Origin of the sequence: Streptomyces longisporus, from assembly GCF_039532765.1 — a bacterium.
GTDB classification, from domain to species: Bacteria; Actinomycetota; Actinomycetes; order Streptomycetales; family Streptomycetaceae; genus Streptomyces; species Streptomyces longisporus.
The window spans coordinates 17,339-30,718 of record NZ_BAAASG010000009.1; the positions used below are offsets into that span (position 1 = coordinate 17,339).

The 13,380-nt window shown below is 72.2% G+C and carries 11 protein-coding genes and 1 pseudogene; 7 read left to right on the top strand and 5 right to left on the bottom strand.

Features of this window, described 5'->3' with window-relative positions; all coding sequences use genetic code 11:
- The first annotated feature begins 102 nt into the window (after positions 1–102).
- Entirely contained in the window at positions 103–477 is a 375-nt protein-coding gene (locus tag ABD355_RS19100; protein WP_030947329.1) for a helix-turn-helix domain-containing protein, read from the top strand.
- Between the two features lie 252 nt (positions 478–729).
- On the top strand, positions 730–1,008 hold the full coding sequence (locus ABD355_RS19105) for a hypothetical protein (RefSeq protein WP_344401677.1): 279 nt from the start codon (positions 730–732) through the stop codon (positions 1,006–1,008).
- Here ABD355_RS19105 and ABD355_RS19110 read toward each other — a convergent pair.
- The 3 genes from ABD355_RS19110 to ABD355_RS19120 form a co-directional block, all read right to left on the bottom strand.
- Positions 956–1,720, bottom strand: a complete 765-nt coding sequence (locus tag ABD355_RS19110) for an SDR family NAD(P)-dependent oxidoreductase (RefSeq protein WP_344401678.1) — start codon at positions 1,718–1,720, stop codon at positions 956–958. The two genes, ABD355_RS19105 and ABD355_RS19110, sit on opposite strands and share 53 nt — an antisense overlap.
- A 32-nt stretch (positions 1,721–1,752) precedes the next feature.
- Positions 1,753–2,589: an Fpg/Nei family DNA glycosylase gene (locus ABD355_RS19115; protein ID WP_344401679.1), complete on the bottom strand. Its 837-nt coding sequence runs from the start codon at positions 2,587–2,589 to the stop codon at positions 1,753–1,755.
- A gap of 62 nt (positions 2,590–2,651) precedes the next feature.
- Positions 2,652–7,697: an ATP-dependent helicase gene (locus tag ABD355_RS19120; protein WP_344401680.1), complete on the bottom strand. Its 5,046-nt coding sequence runs from the start codon at positions 7,695–7,697 to the stop codon at positions 2,652–2,654.
- A 270-nt stretch (positions 7,698–7,967) separates the two neighbouring features.
- On the opposite strand from ABD355_RS19120, the pseudogene ABD355_RS19125 reads away from it, so the two are divergent.
- From ABD355_RS19125 to ABD355_RS19135, 3 genes and pseudogenes are all read left to right on the top strand, one after another.
- Positions 7,968–8,933: pseudogene (locus ABD355_RS19125) on the top strand (AraC family transcriptional regulator).
- The gene (locus ABD355_RS19130; RefSeq protein ID WP_344401681.1) at positions 8,834–9,595 is read left to right on the top strand and encodes an AzlC family ABC transporter permease; all 762 of its coding nucleotides are present in this window, start codon (positions 8,834–8,836) and stop codon (positions 9,593–9,595) included. Before ABD355_RS19125 ends, ABD355_RS19130 begins: the two are co-directional and overlap by 100 nt.
- Positions 9,592–9,900, top strand: a complete 309-nt coding sequence (locus tag ABD355_RS19135; RefSeq protein WP_344401682.1) for an AzlD domain-containing protein — start codon at positions 9,592–9,594, stop codon at positions 9,898–9,900. The genes ABD355_RS19130 and ABD355_RS19135 overlap by 4 nt, the downstream gene beginning before the upstream one ends.
- Before the next feature lie 11 nt (positions 9,901–9,911).
- Here the strand turns inward: ABD355_RS19135 and ABD355_RS19140 are convergent, their stop codons facing one another.
- Positions 9,912–10,856 (bottom strand): hypothetical protein, encoded by a 945-nt coding sequence (locus ABD355_RS19140; protein WP_344401683.1) that lies wholly within the window; start codon positions 10,854–10,856, stop codon positions 9,912–9,914.
- Positions 10,857–10,936: 80 nt separating this feature from the next.
- Here ABD355_RS19140 and ABD355_RS19145 point away from each other — a divergent pair, with 80 nt between their 5' ends.
- Both ABD355_RS19145 and ABD355_RS19150 read left to right on the top strand, forming a co-directional pair.
- The gene (locus ABD355_RS19145; protein WP_344401684.1) at positions 10,937–11,131 is read left to right on the top strand and encodes a DUF3046 domain-containing protein; all 195 of its coding nucleotides are present in this window, start codon (positions 10,937–10,939) and stop codon (positions 11,129–11,131) included.
- A gap of 60 nt (positions 11,132–11,191) precedes the next feature.
- Complete coding sequence (locus ABD355_RS19150; protein ID WP_344401685.1) at positions 11,192–12,457, top strand: AI-2E family transporter; 1,266 nt, start codon at positions 11,192–11,194, stop codon at positions 12,455–12,457.
- A gap of 30 nt (positions 12,458–12,487) precedes the next feature.
- Here the strand turns inward: ABD355_RS19150 and ABD355_RS19155 are convergent, their stop codons facing one another.
- Complete coding sequence (locus ABD355_RS19155) at positions 12,488–13,294, bottom strand: hypothetical protein (protein WP_344401686.1); 807 nt, start codon at positions 13,292–13,294, stop codon at positions 12,488–12,490.
- Between the last annotated feature and the right edge of the window lie 86 nt (positions 13,295–13,380).

A 13,380-nucleotide genomic window follows, 5' to 3' on the forward strand; every position in this document is an offset into this window, starting at 1 on the left:
AGCCCTGAGTGAACACGACATCGCTCCCCGCACGGCCGCAGCGCGAGGCGGTACGGTGGGGCGTGAAGGATGCGGCTACGCGGTCCGAGGAGGGAGCCACCGATGATTCTGCTCCGTCGCCTGCTGGGTGACGTGCTGCGTCGGCAGCGCCAGCGCCAGGGCCGTACTCTGCGCGAAGTCTCCTCGTCCGCCCGAGTCTCACTCGGCTATCTCTCCGAGGTGGAGCGGGGGCAGAAGGAGGCTTCCTCCGAACTGCTCTCCGCCATCTGCGACGCGCTGGACGTACGGATGTCCGAGCTCATGCGAGAAGTGAGCGACGAGCTCGCCCTTGCCGAGCTGGCCCAGTCTGCTGCGGCCACCGAGCCTGTGCCCGCGCCGGTTCGTCCGATGCTGGGTTCCGTGTCGGTGACCGGTGTGCCACCGGAACGGGTGACGATCAAGGCGCCCGCCGAGGCGGTGGACGTGGTCGCCGCGTGACGTTCACGCGCGTGGCTTGAGCCGACGTGCACGTGCAAGGCCCCGGCCGGGGCTTCTCCAGGGAGAACTGGGGAGGTGCGGTCGGGGTTTTCGTGTTGTCGGGGGGCCTTGTACGGCCGTCCGGGTCCGTTTGCCGGTGTGGCTCGGGGCGGTCATGGTGGATGCCTGCGATGCGTTGCGCCCATGTGCCGTCGGTGCGCCCTTTCCGGGGGCGAAGGCGGCGGTCTAGCTTCGGGCCCGGAGGTGGCGTCCATGGCACGGCCGACAGTGCGCTGGGGGGCGTTTCTCGGGCTCGGGGTGCTGTGGTGGTGGGCGGTGCTGCGGCTTGCGTTTGCGCCCGGGGCCGGCGTGCTGGAGGGGGCGGTCGCGGCCGGAGGCTGGGGGCTGGGTCTGCTGCCGGTGCACTGTGTGCCGAAGGGGCGGGCGAGGGATGCCGTGGGGGCAGGGCGGTGGCGGGTGGCCTGGCGGACGGCCCGCGTCACCACGGCATCGCCACCCCGCCGTTCGGACGCAGGATCTGGCCCGTCGTGAACGACGAGGCGTCGGAGGCCAGATACAGCACGGTGTGAGCGACGTCCTCCGGTTCGCCGACCCGGCCCAGCGGTGACATCCGGGCCATCAGCGCCTCGGTCTGCGCCTGTGCCTCGGCTTCATGGCGGTCGGTCATGGGGGTGCGGACCCAGCCGGGGGCGACCGCGTTGACCCGGATTCCGTGCCGGCCGACCTCGGTCGCCAGGGTCTTCGTCAGCTGGACGACGGCCGCTTTGGCCGCGCCGTAGCAGAGCAGGCCGGGACGGCCGGTGTCGACGGCGCTGGAGGCCATGGTGATGATGCTGCCGCCGGTCTTCCGGTCCACCATCAGACGGGCGGCCTCCTGGCAGGCGTACAGCACTCCCTTGAAGTTCACGCTCAAGACCCGGTCGAGGTCCTCGTCCCGCGTCTGAAGGACCGGGCTGCTGTGCATGATCCCGGCGATCGCGGCCATCACGTCCAGGCGCTCGCAGGACTCGACGGCCTGTCTGAGCTGCGCCCGGTCGGTGACGTCGAGGGGGTGGACATGGGCGGTGCCGCCGCCGTCCTTGATCAGGGTCGCCGTCTCGTGCAGGCCCTGTGCGTCGCGGTCGGCGCAGTGGACCGTGGCGCCGGCTTCGGCGAGCAGTACGGCCGAGGCGCGGCCGATACCGCCGGCCGCTCCGGTGACGAATGCGGTGCGTCCGGTGAGTTCGTACGCCTTGACGGGCATGAAGGGACGGTACGAGAGTTTCTGACGGGTCGTCAATTAGTCGTACTGCGTGGAGTTCCGCGGGGCGGTGCGGTACTCGGCGCGGGTCCCGTCTGGCAGTTCGGGCACCAGTAGGTGGGGCGTTCGCGGGAGCCGTCGCCCTGGTCGGCCACGCGGACGGAGGTGTGGCAGCGCAGGCAGGGGCGGGGCGCGCGGCCGTACACGAACAGGTCCTGGCCGCGGCGGCCCGTCGTGGTGCGGACCGGGCGGTCCCGGTTGGCCTCCAGGAGCTTCTTGGCGAGCGCGGGCAGCTTCGCCGCGCGGTCGGCGGGCAGCGCGCCGACGGGGAGCCAGGGGGTGGCACCGAGCAGGAAGCAGAGCTCGCTCTTGTAGACATTGCCGATGCCGGCGAGGTTGCGCTGGTCCAGGAGGGCCTCGCCGAGGGGGCGGGCGGGGTCGGCGAGCAGGTTGGCGAGCGCCTGCTGCGGGTCCCAGTCCGGGCCGAGGAGGTCGGGGCCGAGGTGGCCGACGGCGCGCTGTTCGTCGGCGGTGCGCAGGAGGTCGAGGACGGGGAGGCGGTAGCCGACCGCTGTGCGGTCGGCGTTGCCGAGGATCACGCGGATCTGGTGGGACGGGCCGCCGGTCCAGCGCATGCCGTTCGCGTACACCTTCCAGGAGCCGTCCATCCTCAGATGGGAGTGGAGCGTCAGGCCGCCCTCGATACGCGTCAGGAGGTGCTTGCCGCGCGGGGTGACGTCCAGGACGGTGCGGCCCGTGAGGTCGGTCGTGGCGTACTTGGGCACCCGGAAGTCGCTACGGGTCAGCACCTTGCCGGCGAGGGCGTCGTGCAGGCGTCTCGCCGTCTGCCAGACCGTGTCTCCTTCGGGCATGGGTCAAGGGTGTCACGGGCGGGCGTTCGCGGGCTCGGAGAGCGGGGGCGGGGTCCTTGCGGTCACGCCCGCAGCCGCAGGCCCCGCGGCGTCGCGATGAAGCCTGCTCCTTCCAGGAGAGTGCCGATGGGGGACGTCAGGGCCGAGGCGCCGTTGACCCGCTCCACCGTGACCGTGCCGAGGGAGCCTGCTCGGGCAGCGGCGGCCAGAGCCTGCGCCGCTGCCTGCAGACGGGGGTCCTCGGTGGCGGTGCCTTCCGGGTCGGCGGGCCAGGCCAGCAGCGTCTTGCCGCCGCGCTCCATGTAGAGCGTCAGCTCACCGTCGACGAGGACCACCAGGGAGCCCGCCTTTCGCCCCGGCTTGTGTCCCGCGCCGGTCGGGGGCTCCGGCCAGGGCAGCGCCGCGCCGTAGGCGTTCGCCGGATCGGCTGCGGCGAGGACGACGGCCCGGGAGTCGGGAGTGGGGCGGGGCCGGCGATCGGGGAACGCGGAGCCGTACGAGACGGGTGGTGAGCCGGGGCCGCTTCGGGGGCCGCCTGCGCCCGGGGACGCGAAGTCACGGGGCGAGACGTATTCGTCCCGTGGGGCGCGGGCGGGCGGGAGACCGAAGTCGTCCTCGAAGCCGGTGATGTCGAACTCGGGCGCGCCCCCGCCGGTACCATCCCCGCTCCGGGTGGTGCCGCTCCCCGAGTCGAAGCCGGCCGTCCAGTTGAAGGTGTCGGGATCGTCGGAGCTGTGCGGTGTGTGGCCGTGGGGCGTCCCGGCGCTCGGGTCGCCGGGCGGGGTGAAGGCGTGGGACGAGCCGAAGGGGCCGGCGGGGTAGCCGCTCGGCGTGCCCTCCGCCGACGGCTGCGGCAGGGTTTCGCCGCGGTCGCGGGCGTTGGACACCGCGCGCAGGCGGTCCACCGCGCCGTCCATCGCGAACTGGGCTGCACCGAGCCCCTCCACCACATAGCCGCGCCGTGCCTGGCCGCTCTCCTCGAAGGCGGACAGGATGCGGTACGTCGCCGAGAAGCCGCCCTCGACGCCTTCCGCGGAGACGGCGCCCCGGGTGACCACGCCGTGCCGGTCGAGGAGGGTGCGGGCGACGGCGTGTGCCCGCACCGTCGGGTCCGCCTCGCGTGCCGGGAGCAGGGACCAGCGGCCGGCGACGGTCGGCGGACCGCTGCGGGAGGCGGGGCGGGCCGCGGCCGTCAGGGAGCCGTAACGCCCGCGGGGGACGCTGCGCTTGGCGCGGTGGGCCGTGGAGCCCGCGGTGCGGCCCGAGCCCAGCAGGGAGCGCATGGGGGCCAGTGTGTCGTTGGTGAGGTGTCCGGACCAGGCCAGGTCCCAGACGGTGTCGGCGAGTTGGGGATCGGTGACGTCGGGGTGGGTGGTCGCGCGGACCTGGTCGGCGATCTGACGGAAGAACAGGCCGTAGCCCCCGGAGAGGGCGTCCAGTACGGACTGGTGGAGCGCGGTCAGTTCCAGCGGGTGTGGCGGGGGCTGGAGCAGGGGAGCAGCGTCCGCCAGATAGAGCGAGACCCAGCCGTCCTTGCCGGGAAGGGCGCCTGCGCCGGCCCAGACGACCTCTCCGGCGGCGGTCAGCTCGTCGAGCATCGCGGGCGTGTAGTTGACGACACGCGACGGCAGCACCAGCTTCTCCAGGGCCGACGCCGGCACGGATGCGCCCTGCAACTGCTCGACGGCACGCACCAGTCCGTCGACACCGCGCAGGCCGTGCCCCTTGCCGATGTGCTGCCACTGCGGCAGGAACTGGGCGAGCGCGGCCGGTGCCACCGGTTCCAGCTCGTGCCGCAGCGCGGCCAGGGAACGGCGGCGCAGTCGGCGCAGTACCGCCGCGTCGCACCACTCCTGGCCGATGCCTGCCGGATGGAACTCGCCCTGCACGACACGGCCGTTCGCCGCGAGGCGCTGCAGCGCGCCGTCCGTGACGGCCACGCCCAGGCCGAAGCGAGCCGCCGCCGTGGCCGATGTGAAGGGGCCGTGGGTGCGGGCATAGCGGGCGAGGAGGTCGCCGAGGGGGTCCTTCACCGGCTCTGTGAAAGCCTCCGGGACGCCGACCGGCAAGGCTGTGCCGAGGGCGTCGCGCAGGCGGCCCGCGTCCTCGATCGCCGCCCAGTGGTCCGCGCCGGCGATACGAACCTTGATCGCGCGGCGGGCGCGGGCCAGCTCCTGCGCCCACTGCGGCTCGGAGCCGCGCTCCGTCAGTTCCGCGTCGGTCAACGGGCCGAGCAGGCGCAGCAGGTCGGCGACACCCTCGGCGTCCTTGACGCGCCGGTCCTCGGTGAGCCACTGGAGCTCCCGCTCCAGCTCGGTCAGCACCTCGGCGTCGAGCAGTTCGCGCAGCTCCGCCTGGCCCAGCAGCTCGGCCAGCAGCCGCGAGTCCAGGGAGAGCGCGGCGGCGCGGCGCTCGGCGAGCGGCGAGTCACCCTCGTAGAGGAACTGGGCGACGTATCCGAAGAGGAGGGAGCGGGCGAAGGGGGAGGGCTCTGGGGTGGTGACCTCGACCAGGCGTACCTTGCGGGACTCCAGGTCGCCCATCAGCTCGACGAGGCCGGGGACGTCGAAGACGTCCTGAAGGCACTCGCGGACCGCTTCCAGGACGATCGGGAACGAGCCGAACTCGCCGGCCACCTGGAGCAGTTGGGAGGCGCGCTGGCGCTGCTGCCACAACGGGGTGCGCTTGCCCGGGTTGCGGCGCGGCAGCAGCAGCGCGCGGGCCGCGCACTCGCGGAAGCGGGACGCGAACAGGGCGGAGCTGCCCACCTGGTCGGTGACCACCTGGTCGACCTCGCCCTTGTCGAAGACGACGTCCGCGGCGCCGACGGGTGCCTGGTCGGCGTCGTACTCCGTGCCCGCCTTCATCGGCTCCTGGTCGAGCAGGTCCAGGCCCATGAGGTCGGCGTCCGGGAGGCGCAGCACGATGCCGTCGTCGGCGTGCATGACCTGGGCGTCCATGCCGTACCGCTCGGAGAGCTTGGCGCCGAGGGCGAGTGCCCACGGCGCGTGCACCTGGGCACCGAAGGGGGAGTGGACGACGACCCGCCAGTCGCCGAGCTCGTCGCGGAAGCGCTCCACGACGATGGTGCGGTCGTCCGGGACATGGCCGCAGGCCTCGCGTTGCTCGTCCAGATAGGACAGGACGTTGTCCGCGGCCCAGGCGTCCAGGCCCGCCGCGAGAAGGCGCAGCCGGGCGTCCTCCTTGGGCAGCGAGCCGACCTCGCGCAGGAACTGGCCGACCGCGCGGCCCAGTTCGAGCGGGCGGCCGAGCTGGTCGCCCTTCCAGAAGGGGAGCCGGCCCGGTACGCCCGGAGCGGGGGAGACCAGGACGCGGTCACGGGTGATGTCCTCGATGCGCCAGGAGCTGGTGCCGAGCGTGAAGACATCGCCCACGCGTGACTCGTAGACCATCTCCTCGTCGAGCTCGCCGACCCGGCCGCCGCCCTTCTTGGGGTCGGCTCCGGCGAGGAAGACCCCGAAGAGCCCGCGGTCGGGGATGGTGCCGCCGGAGGTGACGGCAAGGCGCTGAGCGCCGGGGCGGCCGGTGACCGTGCCGGTGACGCGGTCCCACACCACGCGGGGGCGCAGCTCGGCGAACGCGTCGGACGGATAGCGGCCGGCGAGCATGTCGAGGACCGCCGTGAACGCCGACTCCGGGAGCGAGGCGAAGGGCGCGGCTCGCCGGACCGTGGCGAGCAGGTCGTCGACCTGCCAGGTGTCCAGGGCCGTCATCGCCACCAGCTGCTGCGCCAGGACGTCCAGGGGGTTGGCGGGGACCTTCAGGGATTCGATGGAGCCGGTGCGCATGCGCTCGGTGACCACCGCCGCCTGGACGAGGTCGCCTCGGTACTTGGGGAAGACCACGCCGGTGGAGACCGCGCCCACCTGGTGCCCCGCGCGGCCCACCCGCTGCAGACCCGAGGCGACGGACGGCGGGGACTCCACTTGGACGACGAGGTCCACGGCACCCATGTCAATGCCCAGTTCGAGGCTGGAGGTGGCGACCACGGCGGGCAGGCGGCCCGCCTTGAGGTCCTCCTCGACGAGGGCGCGCTGCTCCTTGGAGACCGAGCCGTGGTGGGCACGGGCGATGACAGGTGGTGCACCCTGCGCCGCTCCGGAGCCGGCCATGAGCTCGGCCGGGGCGTGATGCTCCTCCAGGGGCTCGCCGGTGGCCCGCTCGTAGGCGATCTCGTTGAGCCTGTTGCACAGGCGCTCCGCGAGGCGACGGGAGTTGGCGAACACGATCGTGGAACGGTGGGCCTGGACGAGGTCGGTGATCCGCTCCTCGACATGCGGCCAGATCGACGGGCGCTCCGTGCCCTCCGATCCGTCGGCGACCGGGGAGCCGCCCAGCTCTCCCAGGTCCTCGACCGGGACGACGACCGAGAGGTCGAACTCCTTGCCCGACTTCGGCTGGACGATCTCCACCTTGCGGCGCGGTGAAAGGTACCGCGCGACCTCGTCGACCGGGCGGACCGTCGCCGAGAGACCGATGCGGCGGGCCGGCTTCGGCAGGATCTCGTCCAGCCGCTCCAGGGAGAGCGCGAGATGCGCGCCGCGCTTGGTGCCCGCCACCGCGTGCACCTCGTCGAGGATCACCGTCTCGATGCCGGTCAGCGCGTCGCGCGTGGCCGAGGTCAGCATCAGGAACAGGGACTCCGGGGTGGTGATCAGGATGTCCGGGGGGCGGGTGGACAGGGCGCGGCGCTCGGCGGGCGGGGTGTCGCCGGAGCGGATGCCCACCTTCACCTCGGGCTCGGGCAGGCCCCGGCGCACGGATTCCTGGCGGATACCGGTCAGGGGGCTGCGGAGGTTGCGCTCGACGTCGACCGCGAGGGCCTTGAGCGGCGACACGTACAGGACGCGGCAGCGCTTCCGGGGGTCTGCGGGCGGCGGGGTCGAGGCCAGCTGGTCCAGGGCGGCGAGGAACGCGGCCAGGGTCTTGCCGGAGCCGGTGGGGGCGACCACCAGGACGTCCGAGCCCTCTCTGATGGCCTGCCACGCGCCTGCCTGGGCCGCGGTGGGCGCGGAGAAGGCCCCCGTGAACCAACCGCGGGTCGCGGGGGAGAAGCCGTCGAGGGCTCGGTGTGCGGAGCTGACCATGCGTCCATCCTGCACCCGGCCACTGACAATGGCTCTGGCCTGCGGGTTCGCGGCGCTGGGCTTGGGCCGGGCGCGATGAGGTCCGTCGTGGGGCGGGGTCGCGGCGGTACGGCGAGCCCGCCGCCCGCGGGAGATCAGCCTGGTGGGGGGAGGGGCCGGCGGTGGGACGACGTAAGCGGCGGGCTGCGCCGCACCGCCGCGACCCACTTCTGTGCGTCGGCGGCTGCGGGTGGGTGGGGGGAGTTGGGCGGGCTGGCGGAGAATGGGGGTATGGCGGGGTCCGGGAAGGAATTGGCTCGGCACTGGCAGTACGCCGAGTTGCCCGGGGTCGATCTGCTGCGGGCCCGGTACATCCGCAAGGAGTTCGTGCGGCATACGCACGAGAACTTCGTCATCGCTGCCATCGCGGACGGGGTCGAGGTCTTTCACCATCGCGGGGCCGATCAGTACGCGGGGGCGGGGGCGCTCGCGCTGGTCAATCCGGACACCCCGCACACGGGGCGGGCCGGTGTGCCGGAGGGGTGGCGGTACGGGGCCGTGTATCCGTCGCCGGAGGTGGTGGCCGAGATCGCGGCCGAGAGCACGTTCATACGGGGGACGCCCGGGTTCGTCAGTCCGGTGCTTGACGATCCGTACACCGTGAGACTTGTGCATCAGGTGCTGCGGGCCGCGGAGGACGGCAATGCCCTGGCCGCCGACACGCTGCTGCGGGTCACGGTGACGAGGCTGCTGCGGCTCAATGGTGGGTCGCTGCCACAGCGGGAGGTACGGACGGCGGGTGCCCGGATCGCGGCACGCGCGCGTGCCGTGCTGGAGGAGCGGCTGGCCGAGCCTCCGACCCTGGAGAGGCTTGCTGCCGATTTCGGTACCAGTCCGTTCGCTTTGCTGCGGGCGTTCCGGGACGCCTACGGGATGCCGCCGCACGCCTGGCTCACGGACGCGCGGGTACGGCGGGCGCGGCGGCTGCTGGACGCCGGTACGACGCCCGCGGAGGCTGCCGTCACCGTCGGGTTCACCGATCAGCCGCACCTGAACCGGCATTTCACCCGGATCGTCGGTGTGCCCCATGGGGCGTACCGGCGTGAGCGCAAGAACGTACAAGACGCGCGAGCGTGACTGCTTCTACCGTCGGGTGGGTGGCAGAAGAGACAGCTCTCGCAGGTATGCGTCCGGAAGACGGAGGGAAGGCGGACTCCGCCGTCGTTCGGGATGCGCTCGGAGTCGGCGTCGCCGTAGGACTGTCCGGGTTCGCCTTCGGGGTGACCTCGGCCGGCAGCGGGCTCACGCTGCTGCAGACCTGCGCGCTCAGCCTCCTGGTGTTCACCGGTGCGTCCCAGTTCGCCCTCGTGGGGGCGCTCGCGGCCGGCGGCAACCCGCTCACGGCAGCGGCGGGCGCCCTCTTCCTGGGGGTGCGCAACGCCTTCTACGGGCTCCGTCTGTCCCAGTTGCTCGCCCTCCCGCGCGCGGTGCGGCCGTTCGCCGCCCAGTGGATCATCGACGAGACCACCGCGGTCGCGCTGGCACAGCCCACTCGGCGGGGCACGCGCATCGGGTTCGCCGTCACCGGGCTCAGTCTGTACCTGCTGTGGAACCTCACCACGTTCCTCGGCGCACTGGGCGCCGACGCCATCGGGGACACCGACAGATGGGGCCTCGACGCCGCCGGGCCGGCCGTATTCCTCGCTCTGCTCGCGCCGATGCTCAGGACCACCACCGAGCGCGCGGTGGCCGGCCTCGCCGTCCTTCTGGGGCTCGGTCTGCTGCCCGTGCTGCCCGCCGGAGTGCCTGTCCTGGTGGCAGCGCTGGCAGCGCCCACCGTTCTCTGCCTGGAGGGTCGCCGCCGGGGCACGTCACGCAAGGAAGCACACGAGAACGACGTATCAGAGGAAGACCGTTGAACACCTGGATCGCGATCGGCGCGACCGCCTTCGGCTGTTACGCCGTCAAGCTCGCCGGACTGCTCGTACCCGCGGGCGTGCTCGAGAAGCCGCTCGTCAGGCGTCTGGCCGCACTGTTGCCGGTGGCCCTGCTCGCCGCCCTCACGGCCCAGCAGACCTTCGCCGACGGGCACGCCCTGACCCTCGACGCGCGGGTTGCAGGGCTCGCCGCAGCCGCCGTGGCGCTGGTCCTGCGCGCCCCGTTCCTGCTCGTCGTGGCGGCGGCCGTCGTGGTGACGGCCGGAGTGCGCGCCATGGGCGGGTGACGGCGTCCGGGTCAGCCGATGGGACGCCCGTGCGCCCTGAGGGTGTGCAGCGCCTCGATCGTCGCCATGGGGCGAGCTTCCAGGGCGGTGCCCGGTGCCCACCGGTGCCGGTGGACGGGCCAGCCGCCGTCCTCCTGCTGCGCGTCCGCGAGGAAGTCGAGGGAGCGCGTCATCTCCGCGTCCGTGAACCACGCGCGCGCCAGAGAGCTCGGCGTCTTCGCGTAGTCGTGCGGGAAGTGGTGCTCACCGGGCGCGTAGCCGAGGGCGACCGGGTATGCGTCGAGGCGGTCGGGCTCCAGAGCCGCGAGCCGGTGTTCGCGCACCAGGCGGCCGAGGCGGTCGGCAGCCGCCTCCGCGCGCGGGCGATCGGGAGCGGAGTCCAGGAAGGCCACGGCGGCCTCGATCTCGTACGGGTGGGACTTCTCCAGCGACTCGACCGCATGCCAGCAGAAGTCCGTGGCCCTGAACAGCCAGGCGTGCCACACCTCGTTGCGGTGCAGCAGGCCCACCACCGGGCCCGTGGTGAGGAGTTCGCTGGCCGGGTCGTCCACGATCGGCATGAAAGGGGCCGCCGGATAGCCGCGCTGGCTGGGACGGATCGCCGGCAGGGCACCGTCCGTCGTGGACACGGCCGTCAGATAGCGGCACACGCGCTCCACCCGCTGTCCGCCACAGCGCCCGATGGCATCCAGAACACGCAGCGCGTGCACCGTGTGCAGCGGCTGGCTGACCGGGCCGCGCAGATCGGGCTCCAGGGCGTGGCCGTACCCGCCGTCCTCGTTGCGGTACGCGTCCAGCGCGGTCTCCACCGGGTCGGCGCCCCCGTTCAGGAAGTGGTACGCGAAGAGGCGCTGTTCCAGCACGCGCGCGGTGAGCCAGACGAAGTGCTCCGCGCGGAAGAGCGGGGAGCGTGCCGGGGGTGAGGCAGGGAGTGGGGAAGCTCCTGTTTCGGACATGCGTCAGACCGTAGGGCGGAAAGCGGTCTCGGCAAGGGGTCCCGGCTCAGGCCCACCCTCAGGGGCGGGATACTGGAGTCATGCGGTTGACGGTCTTCTGGCAGCGGATGGCGGATCACTTCGGTCCGGGATACGCCGACACCTTCGCACGCGACCACGTGATGGCGGAGCTCGGCGGTCGCACGGTGCACGGGGCGCTGGAGGCCGGCTGGGACGCCAAGGACGTGTGGCGAGTGGTCTGCACAGTCATGGACGTTCCGCGGGAGAAGCACTGATCGGTCACGAAGATCGCAGGACGGTAGTTGACTGTCAGACCGGTGGGCGAGACTTGAGCCGTGGCACCCACTGACGAGGCCGGGCAGACGGCCCAGCACGCATCCTCTCTCGGCACGACGCCGCCCGGCAGGCCCCCGGCCGACGCCGCCGGGGCGAACGTCCGCATGCCGCGCTGGCTGCCGCGCGCCGTGGTGCTCGTGCTCGCCCTCTACGCGGCCTTCCAGCTGGGCACTTGGGCCTTCCATCAGCTCACGGGCCTGCTGATCAACATCCTCATCGCGTTCTTCCTGGCTCTGGCCATCGAGCCCGCGGTGAGCTGGATGGCCTCGCGTGGCATACGCAGGGGGCTGGCCACAGGCTTCGTCTTCCTCGCCGTAATGATCATGGCGGCGGGCTTCGTCACCCTTCTCGGTTCCATGCTGGCGGGCCAGATCGTCAAGATCGTCGAGGAGTTCCCGAACTACCTCGACTCCGTCATCAACTGGGTCAACACGCACTTCCACACCGAGCTCAGACGCGTCGACGTCCAGGAGGGCCTGCTCCGCTCCAACTGGCTGCGCAACTACGTGCAGAACAGCGCCACCGGTGTGCTGGACGTGTCCGCGCAGGTCATCGGCGGTCTCTTCCAGCTGCTCACGATCGCGCTGTTCTCGTTCTACTTCGCCGCGGACGGCCCTCGGCTGCGCCGCGCGATCTGCTCCGTGCTGCCGCCCGCGCGTCAGGCCGAGGTACTGCGTGCGTGGGAGATCGCCGTCGACAAGACCGGCGGTTACATCTACTCACGCGGCCTGATGGCGCTCATCTCCGGCATAGCGCACTACATCCTGCTGCAGATCCTGGGTGTGCCCTACGCGCCCGTGCTCGGCGTCTGGGTGGGCCTGGTCTCCCAGTTCATCCCGACCATCGGCACCTACCTCGCGGGCGCCCTGCCCATGCTGATCGCCTTCACCGTCGATCCCTGGTACGCGCTGTGGGTGCTGATCTTCGTCGTGGTCTACCAGCAGTTCGAGAACTACATGCTGCAGCCCAAGCTGACCGCGAAGACCGTCGACATCCACCCCGCCGTCGCGTTCGGTTCGGTCATCGCCGGCACCGCGCTCCTCGGCGCCGTCGGGGCGCTGATCGCCATCCCCGCGGTCGCCACGCTGCAGGCGTTCCTGGGGGCGTACGTGAAGCGGTACGCCGTCACGGACGACCCTCGTGTCCACGGCCACCGGAGAGGGGGATCGGGGCCGGGTCTGCTCACGCGCGCGAGGCAGTTGTGGATACGGCGGCCGGAGGTGGTTCAGGACGAAGCGGTGGAAGCCGGGGAGGGTTCCTCCTGAGGCACGCCCCGATGAGCGGGCACGACCGGCTCAGTACGTGAGGACGGCCCACACCCCGGCGCCGATGACGGCAGCCACGTAGCAGCCGGTCGCCGCGGCCACGATCCGGCGTCGGGCCGGCTCGCTCCAGGACGTGCCGGACAGCAGCCGCGCCAGCAGCGGCAGGACGAGCACCGCATGCAGGCTGACCCCGTGCAGAGGCTTGAGCGGCGCCGTCGAGTGGTAGGCCGCCTCCTGGTGCCCGGTCCGGGTGAGCAGCACACCGCGCGCGATCATTGCGGCACCCGAAGCGAGCGCGACGAGCAGGATCGCGAAGCCGGAACGCACCGCGAGCGCCATCCCCGCGGGACCTGCGGGCCGGTGCCGGAACGACGCGACGGCGAAAGCGGTGAGCAGCACCACGAGGACACCACCGCCCACCGCGAGCGTCATGGACACCGCGGTGTCGAACGGGGTCTCCATGTCGAGGTGTGAGGGCACTCCGCGCCAGGCCTGAAGAGTGATACCGCCGACTTCCACGACGCAGTCGGCAGCGAACACGACGAGCAGCAGGGCGCGCAGCCGCGGACCGATGCGCAGATACGACGTCACCCAGGTCACCGCGATCAGCGTCGCCCCGAAGGACAACCCGAAGGTGACGGGCTTGCGCCAGGAGACGGGTCCGTCCCAGGGGCCACCGTCGACGGCGAACACCACCAGGTGCACGAGGCCGGAGAGGATCAGAAGAAGTCCGACGGTGCGGCAGAGGCGCTCCGCCGGGCGGTCTCCCGCCGTGGCCGCGACGACAGGGGGACGTTTAGCCCTGCCGCCCTCCCGGGTGAGCTTCGTGGTCTCCATGCCGTCAGCCTCGCGAGAGCGCCCCCTCCGGTCGTCGTCCGGTCGAAGACACCCGCCGTACGCCGCGGGAAGTAGTCGGACCGGCC